Consider the following 23,571-nt stretch of genomic DNA (forward strand, 5'->3'; position numbering starts at 1 on the left):
GTGCGGCCGTCTCTCCCAAAGGAATCTCACATGATCCGTACCACTGCTCTCACCCTGGCCATCGCGGCTGCGACCCTGTCGATGCCGGCCCACGCCCAGTTCGGCAAGCTGAAGGACCTGGCCGGCGCCGCTACCGGCACCTCCAGCAGCAGCGCCTCCAGCGCCGCCGCTCCGGACGAAGCCGCGCAGGAAGCGCTGGTGCGTCGTTTCGTCAGCTCGCAGTCGCACTCGCTGCAGGCCCAGACCTCGTTCGCCCGCGCCTTCGGCCTGGCCGAGCAGGTGCAGCTGCTGGAAGCGGAGCGCCAGGCGCTGTCGTCCGGTTCGGTCAGCGTCGATGCCATGAAGAAGTCGGTGTCGGTCAGCGAAGCCGCCCAGGCGGCGATCAATGAGCGCCAGGCCGCACAGCCGGAACTGAACGCTGAGTCCAAGCAGCACTACGCCGAAGGCCTGGTCTCGCTGCTGTCTTCAGCCGCTGAAGCGCAGAAGCTGGGTGGCGAAGCCAGCGGCTTTGCGGCCGGCATGAAGAACCTGGGCGCGACCCAGCTGGCCACCGTCGGCCGCAAGCTGGCCGCCGGTGCATGGGTTGCCAAGGAATCGCCGGGCTTCATCAAGGGCCTGTACGGCTCGTCGAAGCAGGCGCTGACCTTCGCCAAGCAGAGCAAGGTGAAGGTGCCGTCCAACGCCGACTCGATGCTGGGCCAGCTGGACAAGATGGGCTGATCCGAGGCGAATCTCCATGCGTATGACTACCCGTTTGATCGGCCTGGGCCTGGCCGCCACGCTGCTTGCAGCGTGCGGCAAGCAGGACGCCCCGGCCGCCGCGCCTGCCAAGGACAAGGCAACCAGTGCACTGGCCAGCAATGCGCCAGTGGAAGCAGCGCCGCTGCGTGGCACGCCGGATTTCGGCGGTACCACCCAGGTCGCGCGTGAAGCCGACGGCATCGGCAGCACCCCGGAACTGGCGGTGCTGGCGGCATTGCAGTCGGCGGTGGCGCAGGTCAACGGCGTACGCGTGGCCAGCCAGATGCAGAGCCTGCGTGCAGGCCTGCATGTGGATGTGGATGGCGAACACGTCGGCGATATCCGCGCCGACGCGTTCACCCAGCAGATGATCGCCGGCTCGCAGGGCGCAGTGCTGGGCTATGAAATCCTGTCGCAGGATGAAGTGCGTCAGCTTGACGAGGAAACCATCGCCCGCGTGCGTGCCAGCGATGAAGGCTGGAGCTTCAAGGGCTCGGCCTCGGCCAGCGCTTCCGGCGAAGCCTCGGCCAAGGGCGGTTCGGCGTCGGCCAGCGTCAAGCAGAGCTATGACGAGAAGGTCAACGTCGATGCCAAGCGTGGTGCCAGCTCCTACGATTCCGATGTGACCCATCGCAGCATGCGCAGCTACTGGAAGGTGCGCGTGCGCGCACAGATCGCCCAGTACCGCGCACCGGACGAGCAGGGAAAGCCGAAGATCGTGGTCGCCCTGCCGCGCACCAAGGCCGGCAGCTATGCCGTCGGCGACGGCCGCGTGGACGCGGACGAAGTGGCCGATGCGATCCGCGCACGCCTGTCCGACACACTGACCCAGACCCAGCGTTTCATCGTGCTGGATCGCGAGTTCGGCGACGAACTGCAGGCCGAGATCGACCACATCAACAGTGGCAACGTGCGTCTGCAGGACACCGCTCGCGTCGGCCAGCAGCTGGCAACCGACCTGATCCTGATCCCGACCATCGAACGTTTCGAGTATCCGCGCAGCGTGCGCAACCTGCGCATGTCCGACCGCCAGGTGACCTCGTACTCCGGTGGCGGCCGCATCACCCTGCGTCTGATCAACGCCACCACCGGCCAGGTGGTAATGTCCGACAGCTTCGATCATCAGCTGGCCTCGACCGGTCCGAGCACCCTGCCGCGCGTGGTCAATGGCCGCAACATGGCCGCGGCGATGATGGAATCGCTGTCCGGCCAGATCGGCACCACCATCGTCACCACGCTGTTCCCGGTGTCGGTGGTTTCGGTGGACGGAGACCAGGTGGTGCTGAGCCAGGGCGGTGACACCGTGCAGGCCGGCCAGCGCTGGCAGGCCGTGCGCCTGGGCGAAGAACTGAAGGACCCACAGACCGGGCGCTCGCTGGGCCGCAGCGAGCACCCGTGCTGCACCATCCGCATCGACCGCGTCGCCGCACAGACCTCCTACGGCACCATCGAAGACGGCGTCGACGCCATGCGCGGCGGCTTCCGTCCTGGCCAGATCGAACTGCGCCAGAAGCTGGGCAGCAAGCCAGCTGCCACCGCTGCTGGCGGCGCGACTGCCTCGGCTGCGCCGGCCGCCGCTGCACGCCCGGCCGCCAAGCCGAAGCCCAAGCCCGCCGCCGCCCCGGCCGAAGACCCGAACTGGTAACACGCCAAGGCAGCACACAGATGGGGTCAGAGCCCTTTCCCGCCGGGAAAGGGATCTGACCCCTTCTTGTTTTCGTCCGTGTCGACCAAGGTCGACACCTACCAACAGCGGTGTGTCGACCAAGGTCGACACCCACCAACAGCAGCAGAAATCTGTCGAAGGCGGGGTGGGTCTGGTTGCGGGGGTGTCCGCGGCATGGATGCCGCGGCCAAGCCCCCAGGGATGGGTTTACGGCGTCCCCCGCAACCGGACCCACCCCGCCTACCCTCAGGAAGCCAGCTTCTGCTGTTGCTTCGGCCGTTGCCGTTGCTTCGGCAGGTGCAGGGCGCAGCCCTGCCGAATCCCATTACACTCCAGAAGGATTTCCCTGCTGGAGAGAGCAATGAAACGAGCAGTACTGGGCCTGCTGGCCCTGTCAGTGTCGAGCGCACTGATGGCGGCCACCCCGAAATTCGATGGCGCGCGGATCTCCGCCGACGTCAAGGAACTGGCCTCCGACGCCTATGAAGGCCGCTCGCCGGCCACCGCCGGCGAAGAGAAGACCGTCGCCTATCTCAGCAAGCAGTTCGCCGACGCCGGCCTGCAGCCGGGCGGCGATCTCAAGGACGGCAAGCGCCTGTGGACCCAGGCGGTGCCGCTGCGCAAGGGAGACATCGTCGGCGCACCGCAGCTGGCGCTGCACCAGGGTGGCAAGACCGTGCCGCTTGAGCAGGGCAAGCAGATTGCCGTGCGCGCTGCCATGAACGGCGCCAGCAACGTTGACATCAGCAAGGCCCCCCTGGTGTTCCTCGGCTACGGCGTGAAGGCGCCGGAACGCAACTGGGACGACTTCAAGGGCGTGGACCTGAAGGGCAAGATCGCCGTCGTGCTGATCAACGACCCGGACTTCGAAACCGGCCAAGGTGATTTCGACGGCAAGGGCATGACCTACTACGGCCGTTGGACCTACAAGTACGAAGAGGGAGCACGCCAGGGCGCGTTGGGTGTGCTGATCGTGCACGAGACCGCACCGGCTTCCTATGGCTGGGCCACCGTGGCCGGCTCCAACACCAACACCATGTTCGACGTGGTGCGCGACAACCCGGCCGAGAGCCATCCGCTGCTGGAAGGCTGGATCCAGCGCGACCTGGCCGTGGAGCTGTTCCGTTCGGCCGGGCAGGATTTCGAAGCGCTGAAGAAGAAGGCGCAGCAGCGTGACTTCACGCCGGTGCCGCTGACCGGTGCCAGCCTGGATGCGAAGTACGCGGTGAAGACCGAAGTGATCACCTCGCACAACGTAGCCGCGCGCCTGGAAGGCAGCAGCCACCCGGACGAGACCGTCATCTACAGTGCGCACTGGGATCACATCGGCGTGGGCGAGCCCGACGCACGCGGCGACCGCATCTTCAACGGCGCTCTGGACAATGCCAGCGGCACCGCATCGCTGATCGAGCTTGCCCGCGGTTTCGCCAAGCAGAAGCGCCCGCAGCGCTCGGTGCTGTTCCTGGCGGTGACCGCCGAAGAGAAGGGCCTGCTGGGTTCGGAGTACTACGCCACCCATCCGCTGTATCCGCTGGAAAAGACCGTGGCGATGATCAACATGGACGGCATGGCACCGTTCGGTCCGTCACGTGATTTCGGTATCTATGGCGCAGCGCGCTTCGAGTTGCTGGACCAGCTGAAGGACGTCGCGAAGGGCTGGGACATCCGTTACACGCCGGACCCGAAGCCGGAAGCCGGCCTGTTCTTCCGCTCCGATCACTTCCCGTTCGCCAAGCGCGGCGTGCCCGCGCTGTCGTGGTCGGCTGGCCAGGACTGGGTGGACGGCGGCGTGGCCGCAGGCAAGAAGGCCTCGGAGGACTACACCGCCAAGCGCTACCACCAGCAGGGCGACGAATGGCAGCCGGACTGGGTGTTCGCCGGTGCCGCCCGCGACCTGGAAGTGCTGTACACGCTGGGCAATCAGCTGGCCAACTCGCGCAGCTGGCCGAACTGGAGCAAGGACGAGTCGTTCCGCGCCGTGCGTGACGCCAGCGCCGACCAGCGCAAGTAAGGCAACGCGCCGGGCTTGCCCGGCGCCTCCTGGTAGTGCCGGCCGCTGGCCGGCAACCCTGTGATGCATGCGGAGATAATGGGCAGCCGGCCAGCGGCCGGCACTACCAGATGGGCTTCCATCCCCGCTTTCCGGCCCTTCGTCGCAGGCCGCTTGCTTGCCCGATGGGCCGCCCTATGCTCGGCTCACCCCCTTCCACCAAGGCGCCGCCGTGATCGCCAGCCTCTCCCTCATCCTCCGTCACCTGCTGGCCTGGGCCGCGGCACTGTTCGTGGCCGGCATGGTCTGGAGCGGCATTTTCAGCGGCATGAACGACGGCCCCGGCTGGGTGTTCGGGCTGCTGGTGATGTTCCTGATGATCTCGGCGCTGGGCAGTGCGGTGACCCATGTGCGCCGGGTCTGGCTGGTGGCCGGCCGCCTCGATGGCGCCACCCTGTCCGGGCGCCAGCGTCGGCAGATCGAACTGCCGATGGATGCCGGCCACGCCTTCGCGGTGGTCGAGGCGGCGGTGGGCGAGCTGCCGCGGGTGGAGGAGGTGGAAAGCTCGGCTGGCAGCCTGCAGGTGCGCGCCTATGTACGCCGCGTCGATCTGTGGAATGGCCGCCAGCCATCGCGCTGGAACCTGCCGGCGCGGCTGGCGATCAAGCGCAACAGCGTGCTGGCCACGGTCACGCCGGGGCAGGGCACCAGCACCGTCACCCTGCTGTTCGAACCGGACGCAGGCTGGTGGGCCGACCTGTTGGCGCTGGATGAGGGCAGCAACTACGAGAATGCCGAAGCGGTCACCCGCGCGATCAGTCGACGCGTTGCCGACCAGCGTCGCGACGAGCAGGCCGCCGCCGAACAGACCCAGGTCGAGAAGGAACTGTCGGTGGCGCGGCTGAATCTGCTGCATGCGCAGGTCGAACCGCATTTCCTGTACAACTCGCTGGCCAACGCGCAGGTGCTGACCCGAACTGATCCGGCGCGCGCCGAACAGATGCTCGGCCATCTGATCCAGTACCTTCGCAGTTCGCTGCCGCAGGTGGACGAATCGGTGTCCACCCTGGGTGTGGAGCTGGAGCGCACCCGCGCCTACCTGGAGATCCTGCGTATCCGCATGGGTGCGCGGCTGGCGGTGGAAGTGCAGGTGCCGACCGAACTGCATGAGGTGAAGCTGCCGGCGATGGCGCTGCAGACGCTGGTGGAAAATGCCATCAAGCACGGCCTGGAACCCAAGCCCGGCGGCGGCACGATCTGGATCCTGGCGCGTGGTTTTGATGACCACGTCACCGTTACCGTGGCCGATGATGGCCTCGGCTTCGGCCAGGGCACCAGTGGCACCGGCATCGGCCTGAAGAACCTGCGCGAGCGCCTGCGCCTGACCTGCGGCGAGCAGGCCGGTGTGGCGATCGTTGCCAACTTCCCCAGCGGCGTGGCCGCGACCATGACACTGCCGCAGTCGGCCAAGGAACGCAGCCATGCCGCTTGAAGCGCTGATCGCCGAAGACGAAGAACTGCTGCGGCAGTCACTGGTGGAGCAGCTGGGCCGGCTGTGGCCGGAACTGAAACTGGTGGCCGAGTGCGAGGACGGTGCCAGTGCGCTGGAGCAGCTGGCCGAGAAGCAGCCGGATATCGCCTTCCTCGACATCCGCATGCCTGGCATCAGCGGCATCGAGGTGGCACGTTCGCTGTCCGAATTGAGCCCGCGTACCCAGGTGGTGTTCGTCACCGCCTATGACCAGTACGCCATCGATGCGTTCGAGCAAGGTGCGATGGATTATCTGCTGAAGCCGGTGAGCGACGAGCGCCTGTTGGCCACGCGCGAGCGCATCCTGTCGCGGCTGCCATCGACGCGCCAGGACGACGCGGTACTTGAACGCCTGCTGCAACGGCTGGGTCCATCGCAGGGCAGCGCCGATCACCCGCCGCTGGCCTGGATCACCGCCAGCAACGGTCGTGAGACGCAGCTGATCATGCTGGAGGACGTGGCCTACTTCCGCGCCGACAACAAGTACACCACGGTGGTCACCGCCGCCGGCGAAAGCCTGCTGCGCACGCCGCTGCGCGAGCTGCTGGAAGTACTCGACCCGCAGCACTTCCGCCAGATCCATCGTTCGACCATCGTCAACATGAAGGCGGTGGCGGCGGTGAGCCGCGACGATACCGGGCGCGGTGTACTGCGCCTGCGCCAGCGTGCGGAAACACTGGTGGTCAGCCAGCCCTTCATGAGTCTGTTCCGCGGCATGTAGCCGCCCCGCATCTTCCGATACGCGGAGCTTTCCATGCGTTCCTTCCTGCTTATGGGCCTCGCTGCTTTGGCACTTGCCGGTTGCCAGAAGTCCACCGAGACCGCGATCACCCGCACCAACGCCAATGGCGTGGACACGCTGTACAGCAAGCGCACCGTGGTGGATGGGGTGGCGCGCTTCGAGTGCATCGCCAGCCGCAGCGGCCAGTGCCACTACCTGGTGCTGGACCCGGCCTGCAGTCCCGATGCCGTATGTGCGAAAGCGCCGATACGGTCGTTCGCGGTGGCGGTGGGCGAGACGCGGGAGTTCAGTGACCTGCCGAAGGGCTTCAACCAGTGCGTCAACGAGGAACGGAAAGAACAATGCCACCGTGAGTGATCACGGTGGCATTGTGGGTCCCCCCGCTTCCCCGAAGGGTCAGTAGGCTGGCTGCAGCGTCAGTTCGTGGTGGTGCTCGGTTTCACCCACGTGGTTGAGGCGTCCCACCAGTTCCGAATGCTGCTTCATGCGCCCGATCTCGGTCATGATGCGGATGTCCTCGTGGCGCAGTTCACGCCGGGCGGTGACCGCCTGCTTGTAGTCCAGCACTTCCGGATAATGCTCGGCCAGGTCCAGCGCCTCGGCCACGTGCTCGACGCTGTCGGCCTTGGAACTGATCCGCGCGCGGCTGTTGAACGCCTTCATCCAGCGCTCGAAACCGGCGGTGTGGTCGAACATGTTGGCCATGAACCAGATCACGAACAGGATCGATACCCATGAGCCGAACACGATCACCACGCGGGTGAAGGTGATATGGAAATCGTCGCGCCACAGGTAGTTGGCAATCAGGCCGAGGATCAGCAGCGACGCCGCCTGCCAGCCCACGATCGAGGCGATCAGCCATTGGCACTTGGCCTGGGCCAGCACAGCCACTTCGTCGCGGATCTGCTGCTCGCTGAGATTGCGCCAGTGCGCGACCTGTTTATCGAACGGGCTGCTGTAGAGCTCGTTGTCGCGAAGCAGAATTCCCAAACCCTTGAACAAAGCAATCATGGCTGGCTCCTTGTGGAACGTGCGTCGATCAGCGTTGGACGGTGTGGCGGGTTCAGTTCTAGCACTTCCAGCGAGCCGTGCAATGGGGCCAAGGCCAAGCGGCGTAAGGCTTCTGTCTGAATGAGTGAATGTTGCTGCGTTGCAGCATCGCGGCTGCAGCCTGCGACAAGATGTCGCAGGGTGAAACGTGCTGCGGCCGCACATGAAACCGTGGCTGAGTGCGGAGACTCGCCGTTGGCGTCGTGATCGCCCAGAATCGGGGCCGACCGCGCAGCGCGTGGCCGTTCTTCCGCCTTTCCTGGACCTGTGATGCCGGCTCTGCTGCAGCGATTCTCCCGCCCCGTGACCGCGCCGATCCGGCGCTGGGTCCTGGAGGCCTTCCCGCGTGGCCAGAGCGGCATCGATTACGACCATCCGCTGGGTGACCCGGGCTGGTTCGGCCCGGACAGCGTCACCTGGCGGCTGCACGCCGAATTTCCATCGATGCTGGCCGGCGGCCTGTGCGCACTGATGCTGCAGACCCTGCACCCGCGCGCGTTGGCCGGGGTCTACGACCACTCCAATTTCCGCCAGGATCTGGTGGGCCGCCTGCGCCGCACCACGGCCTTTGTGGCCGGCACCAGCTATGCGCCTGCCGGCGAGGTCGAGATGCTGGTGGCCAAGGTGCGCCGCATCCATGCGCAGATCCGTGGCCAGACCGCGCAGGGTGAGGGGTATGCCGCCGATGATCCGCAGTTGCTGACCTGGGTGCATGTGACCGAAGCATTCGGTTTCCTGCAGGGTTTTCGCCGCTACGGGCGCGAGGTACCCGAGCCCATTGCCGACCGCTATTACGACGAGTACCGCCGCGTGGCCGAAGCGCTGGGTGCGGTGGATGTGCCGCGCAGCGAAGCGGAAGTGGCGGCGTACTTCTGTGCGCGGCAGCCGGAGCTGCGCGTGGACGAGCGCTCGCGCGAGGTGCTGGAGGTGTTGTCCGGTGTGCGTCTTCCGGTGCCGGTGCCAGGCCTGTCGCGCGAAGTGTTCCTGGGGGCCGGTGCCGCGCTGCTGCCGGACTGGGCCGAAGGCATGCTCGAACGCAATGGCCGCCAGCGGGCGCAGGCGGCCGCGTCGGCGAAACTGATGCGGGGCATGGCGCCGCTGTTCCGCCGCGCACTGCCCGATGGCCTCGCCAGTCGCGCCTGCACGCGCGTGGGCGTGTCAGTGGCGGTGTTGCGCGAGTGGCCTGAACTGCTCCGGTAGGTGTCAACCTTGGTTGGCACGCATTTCGCGCGGTGCCGCAGAAGCGCCAACCAAGGTTGGCATCTGCCAGAGCGGATTCCGTAGTAGATCCACGCCATGCGTGGATGGGCTTCACCCGGCCGACTTCAACCCGCGCAACAGCATCTCCAGCGCCGCCGTCGCCTGCCGCAGGCGCGCGTCGCCATCCTCGCCCTCGGCGATCCAGAACGCGGCCTCGGCCAGGCTGCCGTAGATCAGCGATGCCAGCGCCTGCGCGTCCACCGGCGCCACCACGCCCTGCGCCACCAGATGTTCGATCAGGTGCTGCATCGAGTACACGCAGTGGCGCTGCGATTCCGGTGAGGCGCCACCCAGTACCGCGCGCGCATCGCGCAGCACGATGCGCTGGATCTCCGGTTCCAGCGCCATCTGCAGGTAAGCGCGGCAGCGCTGCACGAAGCCGTCCCACGCGTCATCTGCAGCATCGCTGATCGCCTGCAGGCGTACATCGGTCTCGGCATCGAGCTGGGCAACCACCGCTGCCAGCAGCCCTTTCTTGTCGCCGAAGTGGTGGTACAGCGCGCCGCGGGTCAGCCCGGCCTGCGCGGTCAGGTCGTCCATCGAGGTGGCGGCATAGCCATGCTCGCTGAACACCCGGCGGGCGGTGGCCAGCAGGCTGGCGCGGGTTTCTTCCATCTCGGCGCGGGTGCGGCGGACCATTCGGAGCTCCTTACATACGTGGCGCATGATTATTTACATACAGGACGTATGAATGTAGTCTCATATTCATACGCTCTGTATGTATTGTCGTGGCGCTTCCCGCGTCAGGCAAGTCGCTGCCCTGGAGATTGCGATGGCCACCCCTTACCGCGACCTGTTCGCCGCCCCCGGCACCGCCGGCCTTGCCATGGCCGGGCTGCTGGCCCGCCTGCCGCTGCCAATGACCGGCATCGGCATCATCACCCTGCTGTCGCAGCTGCGCGGCAGCTACGCATTGGCCGGCACAGTGTCGGCCACCTTCGTGCTGACCTACGCGCTGCTGTCGCCACAGGTATCGCGCTGGGTCGACCGCCATGGGCAGGGCAGGGTGCTGCCGTGGGCCACCGCGCTGAGCGCCAGCGGCCTGGTGGTGTTGTTGGCCTGCACCGTGCTGCAGGCACCGGACTGGACCCTGTTCGCCGCGGCGATGCTGGCCGGCTGCATGCCCAGCGTCTCGGCGATGGTGCGCGCGCGCTGGACCGCGATCCATCGCGGTCGCCCGCAACTGCAGACCGCCTACTCGCTGGAGACGGTGTTCGACGAGGTCACCTTCATTGCCGGGCCGCCGTTGGCGGTGGGATTGTCAGTAGCGGTATGGCCACAGGCTGGCGTGCTGGCTGCAGCCCTTCTGCTGGTGATCGGAGTGACCGCACTGGTCCTGCAGCGTGGCACCCAGCCGCCGTTGCAACCGGTTGACAGCGCCACACCACGTCGCTCCCTGTTGCGGCAACCGGAGATCCGCCTGCTGGCGTTGCTGATGCTGGCGATGGGAGTGATCGTCGGCACGGTCGACATCACCAGCGTGGCCTTCGCCGAACAGCGTGGCCAGCCCCTCGCAGCCAGCGTGGTGCTGTCGGCCTATGCGCTGGGCAGCTGTGCGGCAGGCCTGCTGTTCGGTGCGCTGAAGCTGCAGGTGCCGTTGCAGCGCCTGTTGCTGCTGGGCGCAGCGGCCACTGCGCTGACCACGCTGCCGCTGCTGGGGGTTGGCAGCGTGCCGGCACTGGCTGCAGCCGTGCTGCTGGCCGGGCTGTTCTTCGCGCCGACGATGATCGTGGCGATGTCGCTGGTCGAACAGCACGTCCCCGAATCGCGCCTGACCGAGGGCATGACCTGGCTGCTGGCCGGATTGAACATCGGCGTGGCGCTGGGCGCGGCGCTGTCCGGGCAGAGTGTCGATGCGGGGGGTGTACGCAGCGGCTTTGTCGTTGCGCTGGTGGCAGGCGGTGGCGTGCTGCTGTTTGCCGTGCTCGCGCAACGTGCACTGCGCCCGTCTGCGTCGACCACATCCCCTGAAGGAATCGTCCCGTGAGCGCTTCATCGCCTGCGCATGCCGCGCCTGTGCATCGCCATCCGTGGTGGGCGGTTTCCGCCGTCGGCCTCGCCACGTTCTCGGTGGTCACTACCGAAATGCTGCCGGTGGGCCTGCTGACGCCGATCGCCGACAGCCTCGGTGCTTCCGAAGGCACCGCCGGCCTGATGATCTCGCTGCCGGCCCTGCTGGCGGCGTTGTTCGCGCCGCTGGTGGTGGTGGTCGCCGGTGGCATCGATCGCCGCCGCATCCTGTGTGGGCTGCTGGGCTTGTTGCTGGTGGCCAACATCGCCTCGGCTCTGGCACCCGGTATCGCCTGGCTGCTGGCCGCGCGCGTGCTGGTGGGGCTCTGCATGGGCGGCATATGGGCCGTCGCCGGGGGCCTCGCGGCGCGCCTGGTGCCAGCACAGCGGATCGGCCTGGCCACCTCGATCATCTTCGGTGGCGTGGCCGCCGCCTCGGTCCTTGGCGTGCCACTGGGCGCGCTGATCGGTGATGCATTGGGTTGGCGCTGCGCATTCGCGGCAATGACGCTGTTCAGTGCGGCGGTCCTGCTGCTGCATGTGGTGGTGGTTCCCGCGTTGCCGGTGGCAACGTCGGTGCGGCCAGCGCAGTTCGTGCAGCTGCTCGGTCATCGCGGCCTGCAGCGCGGCCTGTGGTTGACTGTGCTGCTGGTGTCCGGGCACTTCATCGCCTTCACCTACGTGCGGCCGCTGCTGACGACGGTGTCGGGCGTGGATGCGAAGTGGATCGGCGCCCTGCTGTTTGCCTACGGCCTGGCCGGCATCGCCGGCAACTTCATCGCCGGTCCGATGGCCGCACGGCATCCGCGTGGAATGCTGCTGGCGATTGCCTTGGGCCTGCTGCTGACGCCGCTGTTGCTGCTGTGGGTGGGCAGTACGCCGGCCGGCGGCATTGCGGTGCTGCTGTTGTGGGGCCTGGCCTACGGCGGTGTGTCGGTGGGCCTTATGGGCTGGATGATGAAGGCGGTGCCGCACGCGCTGGAGATCGCCACCGCGTTGTACGTGGGCGTGTTCAACATCGGCATCGCAGCGGGCGCGTGGGGCGGGGGCCGTCTGCTGGATGGCATCGGGTTGTACGCCAACCTGTGGGCTGCGGCGGTGTTGGCTGCGAGCGCTCTGCTGATGGTTGCCACCACCCGCAGGTAGATCCACGCGATGCGTGGATTCCCACCCCGTGCCGACCAAGGTCTGCACCCACCAGAGCGAGGCATGCGCCAACCAAGGTTGGCAGCTACCGGGAAATGGAACGGGCGCCTTGCGGCGCCCGTTCCAGTTACATCACCACACCTTGACCCGCTTGTCCGGGGCCAGGTACAGCTTCTGGCCTTCCTTCACTTCGAACGCGGGGTACCAGGCGTCGATGTTGCGCACGGTGAGCGCGCGGAACTGGCCCGGTGCATGCACATCGGTCAGCAGCGAGTTGCGCAGCGCCTGCTCGCGGCTCTTGCTGCGCCAGGCCTGGGCAAAGCCGAGGAAGAAGCGCTGGTCCGGCGTGAAGCCTTCCAGGGTCTGGCCCGGCTTGCCCTGCAGCGACAGCTGGTAGGCATCGTAGGCAGTGCCCAGGCCGGCCACGTCGGCAATGTTCTCGCCCAGGCTCAGCTTGCCGTTGACGTGCACGCCGGGGAACGGCTCATAGCTGCTGAACTGCGCGGCCAGCGCATCACCGGCGGCGTTGAACTGCTTCAGGTCCTCGGCGGTCCACCAGTTGTGCAGCTTGCCGGTCTCGTCGAACAGCGCACCGGCGTTGTCGAAGCCATGGCTGATCTCGTGGCCGATCACCGCACCGATCGCACCGTAGTTCACCGCATCGTCGGCAGCGCCGTCGAAGAACGGCGGCTGCAGGATCGCGGCGGGGAACACCAGGCGGTTCTCCAGCGGCACGTTCATCGCATTGATGGTCTGCGGCAGCATCGCCCACTCGCTGTGGTCGACCGGCTTGCCCAGCTTGGCGATGTTGCGCTGGTACTCGAACAGTTCGGCACGCTGCGCGTTGCCCAGCGCATCATCGCGGCGGATCTCCAGGCCGCTGTAATCACGCCACTTTTCCGGGTAACCCATGCCCACGGTCAGGCCGGCGACCTTGGCCTTGGCGCTGGCCTTGGTCTGCGGTGACATCCAGGCCAGCGCATCGATGCGCTTGGCGAAGGCCGCGATGATGTTCTTCGCCATCTCGTCGGCGCGTTCCTTGGTCTTCGCGTCGAAGTGCTTCTCGACGTAGCGCTTGCCGATGGCCTCGCCTACTGCGTGGTTGGCGTCATCCACCGCGCGCTTCCAGCGGTCGCTCTGCTGCGGGGTGCCGCTCAGCGCAGTGCCGTGGAAGGCGAAACGGGCATCGGCGAACTTCTTCGGCAGGTACGCCGCAGCACGGTCCAGCGCGTGGAAGGCCAGGTAGTCCTTCCAGGCGTCCAGCGGCTCGGTGGCGACCAGCTTGGACAGGCCAGCCACGGCCTTGGGCTGCCACACGATGAAGTCCTGCTGCTTGCCCAGCGCCGCTGCATCGAGGAAGGCGTTCCAGTCCATGCCCGGTGCCTTGGCATTGAAGTCGGCCTGGGTCCAGGGGTTGGCACCCTTGGTCACGTCGTTGGTTTCTTCCTGGGTGGCGTGTGCCTGCGCGATCTTTGTCTCCAGTGCGAGGATGCGCTGCGCCTTGCCGGCCGGGTCGGCAACGCCGGCCAGCTGCAGCATCTGCGCGATGTAGGCCTGGTACTGCTTGCGCAGTTCGGCCATGCGGCCACCACCCAGGTAGAAATCGCGGTCGGGCATGCCAAGCCCGCCCTGCACCAGGTACGGCGCGGTGCGGTCCGGCTGCAGCATGTCCACCGACACCCACAGGCCGAACAGGCGGTCGGTGTAGAAGTTGGTGGCGTTGAGCAGGTCGACATCGGCGCGCATGTCGCCGCCGAGCGTGCGCGCCAGGCCGGCCTTGTCGGCGATGGCTTCGATCGCCTTCAGCTGCGGCTGCACCGGCGCGAGGCCGTGCTGCTCGATGCCGGCTTCATCCATGAAGGCGGCGTAGTAGTCGCCGATCAGCTTGTCGTCACCGTTGGCCTGGGCGTTGCCGGCAGCACCTTCCAGGATGGCGCGGGTATCGGCCAGGGTCTTTTCGGCGATGACGTTGAAGCTGCCGAAGCGCGAGCGGTCGGCGGGGATCTCGGTGTTCTTGACCCAGGTGCCGTTGGCGAAGCCGAAGAAGTCGTCGCCGGCGGCGATGCTGCGGTCCATGCCGCTGGCATCGAAGCCGAAGCTGCCCAGCATCGGCTTGGCCGCTGCGGGTGCGGCATCGGCCGGCGCGGCGGTACCGGCGGCCGGTTCGGCCGGGCGGTCGCAGGCGGCCAGGGACAGGCTGGCAACGATGGCCAGTGCCAGGGTGGGACGGCGCAGCTTGGACATGGACTTCTCTTGCAGCGGAAAACCCCAAGTCTAATCCGCCCCGGCCCAGCTGGCCGTTCCGTTGCACCGCAGCGCCTGTGCAGGATCTGGCTGAACGCGCGGATACGATCTTCACGGCGCCAGCTGCGTGGTGCATGCTGGCCGCTGGAACCCTGCGCGGACACGGGGAGGTGGCCATGCGGGGCGGTGCCAGGCGTCAAGAATGGCGTCCGCCGGCCGTTGAGGTCGGGGACGTGGAGGATTCGTTCGCGCATGAAGCCAGCCGACTGCACAAGGAAGACCGACCGATGCCCGCGCTGAAACGGGCGTTGGCCCGGCCGCTGCGCGCCATTACCTGGGGCGGCGTGCTGCTGGGCGTGTTGCTGGTGGCTGGTTTGACCACCATGCTGGCCAACGATCACCACCGCCGGCTGGAGGCTGCGCAGCGCCAGAGCCGCGCGCTGGCGGTGGGCAGCGAGCGCCTGCTGGCGCTGGAACTGCGCAACCTGGAACGGGCGATGTCCGGCATCGCCGCCGACGCCGCCGAACTGTTCCGCCGCGTGCCGGTACAGGCGCCGGCACTGCTGGATGCCGCCATCGGCGGTGTGCTGAGCCGCCATGCCGAGCTGCACAGCATTGTGGTGCTGGACCGCCACGGCCGCGCGATCACCGCCGGCAAGGGTGATCTGAACCTGCCGCTGTGGACCGACCCGCAGCGGCGCGGGCAGGGCAGCGCGCTGTACATCGGTCCGCCGCAGCAGGCCGGCGACGATGGCTGGGTAGTGCCGCTGGCGTTGGCGATGGCCGACGATCGCTGGCTGCTGGCGCGGCTGCGCTGCGGCGAACTGCAGCGCATCATCGGCGGGCTGGATGTGGGCCCGAACGGACTGGTCTCGATCAGCGATGCCGAGGGCTACATGCTGGCGCGGGTGCCGGATCCGCATGGCACGGTCGGCCGTCGCTTCGACCTGCCTCGGCGTGACCTGCTCGGCAAGCAGGCGGTGGTCGAGCTGGGCAGCGTGCCGGGCGTGGTCGATGGCGTGCCACGGATCATCACCATCAGCACGCTCGAGCGCAGCCCGCTGGCGGTGCAGGTCGGGTTGGCCGATGAGGACGTGCTGGCGCCATGGTGGCCGTACCTGCAGGCGTCAGTGGCGATCGTGCTGGCCTACGTGGGAGTGCTGCTGGTACTGCTGTACGCCGTGCGCCGCAGCACCCTCCGCCAGCAGTCGATGGCGGAGGAACTGAAGACCGGCCACGCCGAACTGCGGCTGGCGCACCAGGTGGGCCGTGTCTGCACCTGGTATGTGGACGAGGACGCGGCACTGCTGCGCTGGTCGCCGCTGGCCCGAGAGATCTTCGGGGTGCAGACCGATGCGCTGCCGGTGGCCGATTTCTTCGCGCGCGTGCACCGTGATGACGCCGCGCGCCTGCAGCACGCCTTCGACCAGGCGTTTGCCGGTAGTGCGGTGCTCGACCAGGTGTTCCGGCTGGTGCTGCCCGGTGGCGAGGTGCGTTGGGTCGGTGCGCGTGGCCAGCGGGTGGAGGTGGCTGACAGTGAGCGGCGCATGATCGGTGCACTGACCGACCTGAGCGAGCGCTACCAGGCGCGGGAGCAGATGGGCGAAGCGGAGCGTCGCTTCCGCCTGCTGTTCGACCGCAACCCGGCGCCGTTCTGGGTGTTCGATCCGGACACGCTGCGCTTCATCGAGGTCAACGATGCGGCGGTGCGCCAGTATGGCTACAGCCGCGAGGAATTCCTGGCGATGAGCATCCTCGACATCCGCCCGCGCGAAGGCTGGGACGAGGTGAAGGGCGCGATCGCCAAGGCCCGGGTCGGCGAGCTGCAGGACGCCACCGTGCGACTGCACCGGCGCAAGGACGGCAGCGTGTTTGAAGTACGTGCACATCTGTCCCGGCTCGACTTCGACGGCCAGCCGGCATGCCTGGTGCTGGCCGAGGATGTCAGCGAACGGCTGGCCTATGAGCGCGACCTGGCCTACCAGGCGCGGCACAACCCGGCCACCGGCCTGCTCAACGTGCGCGCGCTGACCGAACAGCTGGACGAGCACGATGCGGGCTACACCATTGCGTTCGTACAGCTGCGCGGCCTGCAGCTGGTGGCCGATACGCTGGGACGCGAGATCGGCGATGCGGTGCTGCAGTCGATGGCCACCCGGCTCGGCGGGCTGGGTGCACGCTGCGGCACGCTGGCCTTCCAGCCGGCAGAGGATTTCGTGTTCGCCATCAGCACCGGGCAGGATGTCCAGCGCGTGCTGGACGACCTGCTGCAGATCGTATCGGCGCCGATGCGCGGCAAGGATTCGCTGCACCAGTTCGAGCCGCGTATCGGCGTGGCTACGCACGTGGCCGGTGACGGGCACAGCGCTGAGCAGGTGATCGGCATGGCGGCACAGGCCGCGCATGCAGCGCGCGCCGAGGGCAATGTGGTGGTCTGGTTCGACGCGGCGGTGACCACGCGGCTGGCCGACCGCCTGCGCCTGGCCGGGCGCATCCATGCCGCCATCGACAACGAATTCCAGCTGTACTTCCAGCCGATCCGGCACGCCGGCGATGGCAGTCCGGCGGCGCTGGAGGCGCTGCTGCGCTGGCCGCAGGCTGATGGCAGTTTCATTCCGCCCAACGAGTTCATCCCGTTGTGCGAAGACACCGGACTGATCCTGGCACTGGGGCGCTGGGTGATCCGCGCGGCGGCGAAGGCACAGCGGCGGCTTGTCGATGCCGGTTGGGGCGAGCTGCCGATCGCGGTCAATGTGTCGGCGGTGCAGTTCTTCAACAGTGACCTGGTAACCGAGTTCACGCGCGCGCAGCAGGACTTCGGCCTGGCTCGCGGCGCGCTGCACGTGGAGCTGACCGAGAGCAGCCTGATGCGCAAGCCGGCGCAGGCGATGCAGACCATGCAGCGCCTGCACGAGCAGGGCATCAGCGTGTCGCTGGATGATTTCGGCACCGGCTACTCGAGCATGTCCTACCTGCAGCACCTGCCGCTGGACATCCTGAAGATCGACCGCAGCTTCGTTGCCGACGTGGAAACCAACCCACGCAACGCCTCGATCTGCCGCGCGCTGCTGTCGCTGGGCCACAGCATGGGGCTGACCATCATCGCCGAGGGCGTGGAAACGCCCGGGCAGCTGGACTGGCTGGCCGCGCACGGCTGTGACCAGGTACAGGGCTATCTGCTGGGCCGGCCGGCGCCGCTGGAGCAGATCATTGATGCGCTGGACGAGGTTCCCGCCTGATCGGGTTTCGCATCTGCCGGCCGGCGGCCGGCACTACCCGAGCGAAACATGACGGTAGTGCCGGCCGCTGGCCGGCAGACGCCAGACTCGGCTACACCCCCGCATCCACCAGATGGTCGATGAAGCTGCGCACCTTTGGCGCCAGGTGGCTGCGGCTGGTGTAGACCGCGAAGATGCCGATCGGCGAGGCCTCCCATTCGGGCAGGATGCGCACCAGGCGACCATCAGCCAACGCGTCTTCCAGCAGGAAATCCGGTTGCAGGATCACGCCCATGCCGGCGATTGCTGCTTCGCGCAGCACGTCGCCGTTGTTGGCGTGCAGCAGGCTGCTTACTGCCACCTTCACTTCGCCACCGGGCCCCTGCAGCGGCCAATGGTCACCGGCGGACCAGTAGCTGTAGCTCAGGCATGCATGTGCCTGCAGCTCCTGCGGGGTCTTCGGCGCACCGTGCACGGCCAGGTACGAAGGTGCGGCGCACAGGCTCACCCGCGATTCGCCCAGGCGGCGGGCGATCAGCGTGGGGCCGGGCTCGCGGGTGATGCGGATGGCCACGTCGTAGCCTTCTTCGACCATGTCCACCAGGCGGTCGGACAGGGCCAGGTCCAGTTCCACCTGTGGAAAGCGCTCGCGGTAGCTGGCCAGTAGTGGCCCGAGGCGAGCGATGCCCCAGCTGACCGGCGCGTTGATCCGCAGCGTGCCCGAGGGCTCCAGCGCCTGTGCACCGATGCTGGCCTCCAGCGCGTCGAACTCGGCCAGCAGGCGCACGCACTGGGCGTAGTAGGCGGCACCGGCACTGGTCGGGCTGACCCGGCGCGTGGTGCGGTGGAGCAGGCGCGTGGCCAGGCGCTTCTCCAGCGCGGCGACGTGGCGGGTGACGCCGGCGGTGGACAGGTCCAGGGCCTGCGCGGCAGCACTGAAGCCGTTGCGCTCGACCACCGCCACGAACACGCGCATCGCCTCGAGGGTGTCCATTATTGCGCCTTTTGAAATAAATACGGTCGAAAGATCGTATTTATAGATCCGTGAAGGCGCAATAACCTGTGGTCACTCCCTCAAGGTGTTTCCCCCATGCACACCACGACTGCTCCTGTTTCGCCGCTGGCCCCGTATGGCGCCACCCTGCTGCGCCTGGCCCTGGGCGTGCTGTTCCTGGTCCATGCGCTGACCAAGCTGCTGGTGTTCACCCCGGCCGGTACCGCCGCGTTCTTCGAATCGCTGGGCCTGCCTGGCGTGCTCGGTTACCTCACCATCGGCGTTGAGCTGGTGATCACCGCCGCATTGCTGCTGGGCATCTACGCACGCTGGGTGGGCCTGATCGGCGTGCCGCTGCTGCTCGGCACCATCGTCACCGTGCATGGCGCCAATGGCTTCAGTTTCGCCAACGCTGGCGGCGGCTGGGAATACCCGGCGTTCTGGGCGCTGGCGCTGGTGGTGCTGTTCCTGGTCGGCGACGGCAAGTGGACCCTGCGTTCGCGCTGATCGCCGCTTGATCCTGCAACTGGAGAATTCCATGTCCCGCCTGCCTTCGCTGTACATCTCACATGGTTCGCCGATGACTGCCCTGCATCCGGGCCAGGTCGGCGTGCGCCTGGCCGAGCTGGCGCGTGACCTGCCGGCGCCACGTGCCATCGTGATGGCCTCGGCGCACTGGCTGGGCCGGCAGCCGCTGGTCGGCGCGCACCCGCAGCCGCCGACCATCCACGACTTCGGTGGCTTCCCGCGCGCGCTGTTCGAACTGCAGTACCCGGCGCCGGGTGATCCAGCGCTGGCCGAAGAGGTGGCCGGCCGTATCGCCGCCGCTGGCCTGCCGGTGGCGCTCGACCCGCAACGTGGCCTCGACCACGGTGCGTGGGTGCCGCTGCGGTTGTTGCGCCCGCAGGCCGATATCCCGGTGGTGCCGGTGTCGATCCAGCCGTTGCTTGGCCCCGAGCACCAGTTCGCGCTGGGCCGCGCGCTGGCACCGCTGCGCGAGCAGGGCGTGCTGCTGGTCGCCTCGGGCAGCATCACCCACAACCTGCACGACTGGGGCGATTACCAGGACGGCAAGGAAGCGCCGTACGTGCGGCCTTTCATCGAATGGGTGGAGCAGCGCCTGGCTGCTGATGATCGCCAGGCCCTGTTGGACTATCGCCGGCAGGCGCCGTTCGCCGAGCGCGCGCATCCCACCGATGAGCACCTGCTGCCGCTGTTCTTCGCAATGGGCGCGGCCGGCGAGAGTGGCTTCGGTGCCCGTCGCATCGATGCCGGCATCGACGCCGGATTCCTTGCCATGGACCTGTACCGCTTCGACGGGGCATGAGCCGGGGCTGACGCGCGGCGGCCGTGGTCGCCGCGGTCGTGGCCGCGTGTGGTAATTTTTTCCGGGTTTCCGGCGCTGGCCCCCCGTGCCTCCCCGCGCGCCGCTTCCTGGAAGAAGCATGCATACCATCGAAGTCGTCCTGGCGATGCTGGTGGCCGTTGTCGCCAGCGGCTACCTGGTTCGCGTCCTGCCGTTCTCATTGCCGCTGCCGCTGGTGCAGATCGGCCTGGGTGCGGTGATCGCCGGGGTGTTCAACCGCGGGCACGCGCTGGAGCCGGAAGTGTTCTTCCTGCTGTTCCTGCCGCCGCTGCTGTTCCTCGACGGCTGGCGCATCCCCAAGCAGGGCCTGTTCCGCGATAAAGGCGCGATCCTCGAGCTGGCGTTCGGCCTGGTGGTGTTCACTGTCATCGGTGCCGGCCTGTTGATCCACTGGATGATTCCGGTGATGCCGCTGGCGGTGTGCTTCGCGCTCGCGGCGATCGTGTCGCCGACCGACCCGGTGGCGGTCGGGGCGATCGCCTCCAAGGCGCCGATTCCCAAGCGCCTGATGCACATCCTGGAAGGCGAGTCGCTGCTCAACGATGCGTCCGGCCTGGTCTGCTTCCGCTTCGCGGTGGCGGCGGTGATGACCGGTACCTTCTCGCTGGCCACGGCCTCGCTGACCTTCCTGTGGGTGGCGGTGGCTGGCCTGGCGGTGGGCGTGGCGGTCACCCTCGGTGTTTCCACCTTCCAGCGCTGGCTGTGGCGCCGCTTCGGCGAGGAGCCGGGTGCGGCGATGCTGGTCAACCTGCTGATTCCGTTCGCGGCCTACCTGCTGGCCGAAGAGATCAATGCTTCGGGCATCCTGGCTGCGGTCGCGGCCGGCATCTCGATGAGCTACGTGGAAATGACCGGCCGCGTCTCCGGCAGCATGCGCGTGCAGCGTGCCGGGGTCTGGAACATGCTGCAGTTCAGCTTCAACGGCATCATGTTCGTGCTGCTGGGCGAGCAGCTGCCGGGCATTGTCGAACGTGCCACCACCACCATGAACGAGAGCGGCCACCAGAGCGCGTGGTGGTTGCTGGTCTACGTGCTGGTGATCAACGCCACGTTGATCACGCTGCGCCTGCTGTGGGTATGGCTGTCGCTGCGCTGGAACCTGCTGCGCGCGCGGCGTCGCGGGCTGGAGCGTGGCGAGGCACCGAACTGGCGCATCGTGGTGGCCACCTCGGTGGCCGGTGTGCGCGGTGCGATCACCCTGGCCGGCGTGCTGACGCTGCCGTTGTTCCTGCCTGATGGCAGTCCGTTCCCGGCGCGCGACCTGGTGATCTTCCTGGCCGCGGCGGTGATCCTGTTCTCGCTGGTCGGCGCCAGCGTGGCGCTGCCGCAGTTGCTGAAGGGCCTGCAGCTGCCGGCCGATTCGGGCGAACGCAAGGAAGAAGACCTGGCACGCAGGCTGTCATCGAAGGCCGCGCTGGCGGGGGTGGAGCGCATGCGCCAGCAGATGGTGATGAACCAGAACACCGAGAACGTGCAGTTGTACAACGACGCCGCCTCGCGGGTGAGCCTGCTGTACCAGCGACACCTGGAGAAGGACAGCGACGGGCCCGACGTGGACCCGGAGAAGGTGCAGCGCATGGAACTGGGCTATCGCCAGCTGCGCAGCGCCGGCCTCAATGCCGAGCGCGAGGAACTGTTCCGGCTGACCCGGCGCGGGGTGATCTCCGATGAGATCTCGCGACGCCTGATCCGCAACCTGGACCTGCTGGAATCGCGCAAGCGCGAATGACGTTGCGGTCGGGCGCCGTCGATCGGGGTCAGATCCCTTTCCGCAGGAAAGGGATCTGACCCCAGGATCCGAGAGCCGTGCTTATTCCGGCTTCGTTTCCAGGAAATACGCCTCGACCTTGCCCTTGACCTTGATCGTCATCGGGTTGCCACGGCGGTCGCGGGCCTTGCCGGCCTGCACGCGGATCCAGCCTTCGCTGACCGAATATTCTTCGACGTTGTCGCGCTCGACGTCGTTGAAACGCACGCCGACGCCGCGCTCCAGCGCCTGCGCATCATGGAAGGGGCTGGCCGGGTTGATCGCCAGGTGGTCGGGAGGGGTATCGCTCATCGCTTCATTCAGGGTGACGGCCACCAAGGCCGGCTTCAGCGCTACAGGATAAACCGTAGAATGCCCGCCTGCCCCAAGGAGTGCCCGCCATGCCCGACAACAGCGATTATTTCGACTTCGAAGAAGACGTCCAGGATTTCGACGAGGCCGATTTCGAGGCGCGTGTCTGGAACCTGCTGGTGCTGATCAATCCGGGTGATGACGAACAGGCCCTGCAGCAGTTCAACCGCTGGCGCGAGCAGCTGGCCGAGCAGGGGCAGCCGCTGGAGGCTGACAGCGACTGGCTGCCGGCCCTGTTCACGGCCATCGCCTGGCAGTCGGGCTTCGACGTGGAGCGCGACGACCTGGATTCGCTGCAGTCGGCGGTCAATGAACTGTCGGCGCGCTTCAACGTACAGCTGGACTGGGGTGGTGACCTCGATGACGAGGACTTCGCCGAGGACCTGGACGGTGTGCAGCTGATGTCCACCGCTTTTGATCGCCTGCGCGAACACAACTACACGCTGTGGAGCGTGGATGCCGGCAGCGATGGCTTCACTGGCGTGATGGCACTGACCCGCGACGACGACGCGATGCTGGCGCTGTGTTCGCTGCTGAACGTGGAAATCCGCTTGGGCAGCGACCCGTTCTGAGATTGATCGGTAGCGCCGGGCCATGCCCGGCGGCTTTTCACCGCGCTGCGCGCTCGCAGGGCATGGCCCGGCGCTAACCATCTACGGCCGGTACTGCGCCCTGGCGTTGGCGATCACCGCTTTCACCAGCGCGCGGTCGGTATGCCGGGAAATCGCGCGGGCACCCAGCGCGATTGCCTGCGCACGCAGGTCTGCAGTGACATCGTAATGCGCGCCGCTGGCCTTGTTCTGGAAGGCCCGCGGTGGAATGCCGAGCTGCGCGGCCATGGCGTGCAGCTCGGGCAGGGTGTCGGCCATCAGGTGCGCCCAGCGCTGTCCGCGCCAGGGATGCACCGCGTCATCGACGTAGACCGACACCGCCGTGGCCGGATCAGGCCTGCGGCTTGCCGTCGGCGTCGGCGGCCGGGGTGGCCTCGGCGTCGGCAGCGCCTTCGGCGCCGGTGGTCTCTGCAGCAGCCTCATCGGCAACTGCTTCGCCTTCAGCGGCTGCGTCTTCGGCCTGCTCGCTGGCGAACTCGGCCACCAGCTTGTCCAGGTACTCCTCGGCGGTCTGGCCGGCTTCAGCGGCCAGGGTGTCCAGCAGCTTCTGCATCAGCTCGGAGTATTCCAGGGTGACCGTGCGGCCTTCGGCTTCCTGCATGTTCGACAGGTGCTTGAGCATGGCCAGCATCGGCACCGGGTTGTCGGCGTTGCCCATGGTCTGGCCACCGATGGCCAGCAGCCACTCACGGCCCTGAAGGCCGATGGCGGCCACGGCCTGGCCGTCTTCGCTGAGCAGCACGGCATGGTTCTGCACCTGCTCGCGCGCGTTCAGACGGAGGAACGGACGCTTGGCCTGCTGCTTCTTGCGCTTGTCGCGCTTGGCCTTGGAGTTCTGGGACATGGGGTGGAATCACCTGAAAAGGAAAGACCGCCATTGTAG

At 67.4% G+C, this 23,571-nt stretch carries 21 protein-coding genes; 14 read left to right on the forward strand and 7 right to left on the reverse strand.

The genetic code is table 11. The features are described from left to right. The first annotated feature begins 30 nt into the window (after positions 1-30). The 6 genes from AC13GA_RS00575 (at position 31) to AC13GA_RS00600 (ending at position 7,027) form a co-directional block, all read left to right on the forward strand. Positions 31-720, forward strand: coding sequence for a hypothetical protein (locus tag AC13GA_RS00575; RefSeq protein ID WP_253077888.1), 690 nt, complete (start codon positions 31-33; stop codon positions 718-720). A 16-nt stretch (positions 721-736) separates the two neighbouring features. Further along, a complete protein-coding gene (locus AC13GA_RS00580) occupies positions 737-2,386 on the forward strand; it encodes a CsgG/HfaB family protein (protein WP_295382190.1) in 1,650 nt (549 codons plus the stop codon). Between the two features lie 382 nt (positions 2,387-2,768). After that, positions 2,769-4,418: a M28 family metallopeptidase gene (locus tag AC13GA_RS00585; protein WP_482997348.1), complete on the forward strand. Its 1,650-nt coding sequence runs from the start codon at positions 2,769-2,771 to the stop codon at positions 4,416-4,418. A gap of 211 nt (positions 4,419-4,629) precedes the next feature. Beyond that, positions 4,630-5,889: a sensor histidine kinase gene (locus AC13GA_RS00590; RefSeq protein WP_012509918.1), complete on the forward strand. Its 1,260-nt coding sequence runs from the start codon at positions 4,630-4,632 to the stop codon at positions 5,887-5,889. Continuing rightward, a complete protein-coding gene (locus AC13GA_RS00595; protein ID WP_004140108.1) occupies positions 5,879-6,649 on the forward strand; it encodes a LytR/AlgR family response regulator transcription factor in 771 nt (256 codons plus the stop codon). The genes AC13GA_RS00590 and AC13GA_RS00595 overlap by 11 nt, the downstream gene beginning before the upstream one ends. Before the next feature lie 33 nt (positions 6,650-6,682). Then, entirely contained in the window at positions 6,683-7,027 is a 345-nt protein-coding gene (locus tag AC13GA_RS00600; RefSeq protein ID WP_046983092.1) for a hypothetical protein, read from the forward strand. 39 nt (positions 7,028-7,066) lie between these two features. On the opposite strand, the gene AC13GA_RS00605 is transcribed toward AC13GA_RS00600, so the two are convergent. Beyond that, positions 7,067-7,681 carry a hypothetical protein gene (locus AC13GA_RS00605; protein ID WP_046983091.1) on the reverse strand — a complete coding sequence of 205 codons (615 nt, stop codon included), beginning with the start codon at positions 7,679-7,681 and terminating at the stop codon, positions 7,067-7,069. Between the two features lie 309 nt (positions 7,682-7,990). Here AC13GA_RS00605 and AC13GA_RS00610 point away from each other — a divergent pair, with 309 nt between their 5' ends. Next, the gene (locus tag AC13GA_RS00610) at positions 7,991-8,920 is read left to right on the forward strand and encodes an oxygenase MpaB family protein (protein ID WP_253077884.1); all 930 of its coding nucleotides are present in this window, start codon (positions 7,991-7,993) and stop codon (positions 8,918-8,920) included. Between the two features lie 111 nt (positions 8,921-9,031). On the opposite strand, the gene AC13GA_RS00615 is transcribed toward AC13GA_RS00610, so the two are convergent. Continuing rightward, positions 9,032-9,619: a TetR/AcrR family transcriptional regulator gene (locus AC13GA_RS00615; RefSeq protein WP_253077883.1), complete on the reverse strand. Its 588-nt coding sequence runs from the start codon at positions 9,617-9,619 to the stop codon at positions 9,032-9,034. A 133-nt stretch (positions 9,620-9,752) separates the two neighbouring features. Between AC13GA_RS00615 and AC13GA_RS00620 the strand changes: the two genes are divergently transcribed. Both AC13GA_RS00620 and AC13GA_RS00625 read left to right on the forward strand, forming a co-directional pair. Continuing rightward, positions 9,753-10,967 (forward strand): MFS transporter, encoded by a 1,215-nt coding sequence (locus tag AC13GA_RS00620; protein WP_482997349.1) that lies wholly within the window; start codon positions 9,753-9,755, stop codon positions 10,965-10,967. Further along, positions 10,964-12,136 carry an MFS transporter gene (locus AC13GA_RS00625; RefSeq protein WP_482997350.1) on the forward strand — a complete coding sequence of 391 codons (1,173 nt, stop codon included), beginning with the start codon at positions 10,964-10,966 and terminating at the stop codon, positions 12,134-12,136. Before AC13GA_RS00620 ends, AC13GA_RS00625 begins: the two co-directional genes overlap by 4 nt. 132 nt (positions 12,137-12,268) lie before the next feature. On the opposite strand, the gene AC13GA_RS00630 is transcribed toward AC13GA_RS00625, so the two are convergent. Continuing rightward, the gene (locus AC13GA_RS00630) at positions 12,269-14,380 is read right to left on the reverse strand and encodes a M13 family metallopeptidase (RefSeq protein ID WP_253077880.1); all 2,112 of its coding nucleotides are present in this window, start codon (positions 14,378-14,380) and stop codon (positions 12,269-12,271) included. A gap of 176 nt (positions 14,381-14,556) precedes the next feature. Between AC13GA_RS00630 and AC13GA_RS00635 the strand changes: the two genes are divergently transcribed. Next, complete coding sequence (locus AC13GA_RS00635; RefSeq protein WP_046983086.1) at positions 14,557-17,619, forward strand: bifunctional diguanylate cyclase/phosphodiesterase; 3,063 nt, start codon at positions 14,557-14,559, stop codon at positions 17,617-17,619. Between the two features lie 91 nt (positions 17,620-17,710). Here the strand turns inward: AC13GA_RS00635 and AC13GA_RS00640 are convergent, their stop codons facing one another. Next, positions 17,711-18,592, reverse strand: a complete 882-nt coding sequence (locus AC13GA_RS00640) for a LysR family transcriptional regulator (RefSeq protein ID WP_046983085.1) — start codon at positions 18,590-18,592, stop codon at positions 17,711-17,713. Between the two features lie 96 nt (positions 18,593-18,688). On the opposite strand from AC13GA_RS00640, the gene AC13GA_RS00645 reads away from it, so the two are divergent. The 3 genes from AC13GA_RS00645 (at position 18,689) to AC13GA_RS00655 (ending at position 21,687) form a co-directional block, all read left to right on the forward strand. Further along, positions 18,689-19,099: a DoxX family protein gene (locus tag AC13GA_RS00645; protein ID WP_004140328.1), complete on the forward strand. Its 411-nt coding sequence runs from the start codon at positions 18,689-18,691 to the stop codon at positions 19,097-19,099. Positions 19,100-19,130: 31 nt separating this feature from the next. Then, the gene (locus AC13GA_RS00650; protein WP_482997351.1) at positions 19,131-19,919 is read left to right on the forward strand and encodes a dioxygenase family protein; all 789 of its coding nucleotides are present in this window, start codon (positions 19,131-19,133) and stop codon (positions 19,917-19,919) included. A 118-nt stretch (positions 19,920-20,037) separates the two neighbouring features. Next, entirely contained in the window at positions 20,038-21,687 is a 1,650-nt protein-coding gene (locus AC13GA_RS00655; RefSeq protein WP_012509929.1) for a Na+/H+ antiporter, read from the forward strand. 81 nt (positions 21,688-21,768) lie between these two features. On the opposite strand, the gene AC13GA_RS00660 is transcribed toward AC13GA_RS00655, so the two are convergent. After that, positions 21,769-22,017: a DUF3297 family protein gene (locus AC13GA_RS00660; RefSeq protein ID WP_012509930.1), complete on the reverse strand. Its 249-nt coding sequence runs from the start codon at positions 22,015-22,017 to the stop codon at positions 21,769-21,771. A gap of 89 nt (positions 22,018-22,106) precedes the next feature. Between AC13GA_RS00660 and AC13GA_RS00665 the strand changes: the two genes are divergently transcribed. Beyond that, complete coding sequence (locus AC13GA_RS00665) at positions 22,107-22,649, forward strand: DUF6630 family protein (RefSeq protein ID WP_046983083.1); 543 nt, start codon at positions 22,107-22,109, stop codon at positions 22,647-22,649. A gap of 81 nt (positions 22,650-22,730) precedes the next feature. Here AC13GA_RS00665 and AC13GA_RS00670 read toward each other — a convergent pair whose 3' ends face one another. Next, positions 22,731-23,006 (reverse strand): DUF4031 domain-containing protein, encoded by a 276-nt coding sequence (locus AC13GA_RS00670; RefSeq protein WP_046983082.1) that lies wholly within the window; start codon positions 23,004-23,006, stop codon positions 22,731-22,733. A 13-nt stretch (positions 23,007-23,019) separates the two neighbouring features. Next, the gene (locus AC13GA_RS00675) at positions 23,020-23,532 is read right to left on the reverse strand and encodes a hypothetical protein (protein WP_482997352.1); all 513 of its coding nucleotides are present in this window, start codon (positions 23,530-23,532) and stop codon (positions 23,020-23,022) included. Positions 23,533-23,571: the final 39 nt, after the last annotated feature.

It is taken from the genome of Stenotrophomonas sp. 22DLJC03, from assembly GCF_056861405.1.

What these genes read in the sequence shown, in the direction of transcription:
- AC13GA_RS00655 (WP_012509929.1), top strand. Translation starts at nt 20,038, where the DNA reads ATGCATACCATCGAAGTCGTCCTGGCGATGCTGGTGGCCGTTGTCGCC.
- AC13GA_RS00665 (WP_046983083.1), top strand. Translation starts at nt 22,107, where the DNA reads ATGCCCGACAACAGCGATTATTTCGACTTCGAAGAAGACGTCCAGGAT.
- AC13GA_RS00605 (WP_046983091.1), bottom strand. Translation starts at nt 7,681, where the DNA reads ATGATTGCTTTGTTCAAGGGTTTGGGAATTCTGCTTCGCGACAACGAG.
- AC13GA_RS00610 (WP_253077884.1), top strand. Translation starts at nt 7,991, where the DNA reads ATGCCGGCTCTGCTGCAGCGATTCTCCCGCCCCGTGACCGCGCCGATC.
- AC13GA_RS00575 (WP_253077888.1), top strand. Translation starts at nt 31, where the DNA reads ATGATCCGTACCACTGCTCTCACCCTGGCCATCGCGGCTGCGACCCTG.
- AC13GA_RS00635 (WP_046983086.1), top strand. Translation starts at nt 14,557, where the DNA reads ATGCGGGGCGGTGCCAGGCGTCAAGAATGGCGTCCGCCGGCCGTTGAG.
- AC13GA_RS00615 (WP_253077883.1), bottom strand. Translation starts at nt 9,619, where the DNA reads ATGGTCCGCCGCACCCGCGCCGAGATGGAAGAAACCCGCGCCAGCCTG.
- AC13GA_RS00675 (WP_482997352.1), bottom strand. Translation starts at nt 23,532, where the DNA reads ATGTCCCAGAACTCCAAGGCCAAGCGCGACAAGCGCAAGAAGCAGCAG.
- AC13GA_RS00585 (WP_482997348.1), top strand. Translation starts at nt 2,769, where the DNA reads ATGAAACGAGCAGTACTGGGCCTGCTGGCCCTGTCAGTGTCGAGCGCA.
- AC13GA_RS00650 (WP_482997351.1), top strand. Translation starts at nt 19,131, where the DNA reads ATGTCCCGCCTGCCTTCGCTGTACATCTCACATGGTTCGCCGATGACT.
- AC13GA_RS00595 (WP_004140108.1), top strand. Translation starts at nt 5,879, where the DNA reads ATGCCGCTTGAAGCGCTGATCGCCGAAGACGAAGAACTGCTGCGGCAG.
- AC13GA_RS00600 (WP_046983092.1), top strand. Translation starts at nt 6,683, where the DNA reads ATGCGTTCCTTCCTGCTTATGGGCCTCGCTGCTTTGGCACTTGCCGGT.
- AC13GA_RS00660 (WP_012509930.1), bottom strand. Translation starts at nt 22,017, where the DNA reads ATGAGCGATACCCCTCCCGACCACCTGGCGATCAACCCGGCCAGCCCC.
- AC13GA_RS00580 (WP_295382190.1), top strand. Translation starts at nt 737, where the DNA reads ATGCGTATGACTACCCGTTTGATCGGCCTGGGCCTGGCCGCCACGCTG.
- AC13GA_RS00620 (WP_482997349.1), top strand. Translation starts at nt 9,753, where the DNA reads ATGGCCACCCCTTACCGCGACCTGTTCGCCGCCCCCGGCACCGCCGGC.
- AC13GA_RS00645 (WP_004140328.1), top strand. Translation starts at nt 18,689, where the DNA reads ATGCACACCACGACTGCTCCTGTTTCGCCGCTGGCCCCGTATGGCGCC.
- AC13GA_RS00630 (WP_253077880.1), bottom strand. Translation starts at nt 14,380, where the DNA reads ATGTCCAAGCTGCGCCGTCCCACCCTGGCACTGGCCATCGTTGCCAGC.
- AC13GA_RS00640 (WP_046983085.1), bottom strand. Translation starts at nt 18,592, where the DNA reads ATGGACACCCTCGAGGCGATGCGCGTGTTCGTGGCGGTGGTCGAGCGC.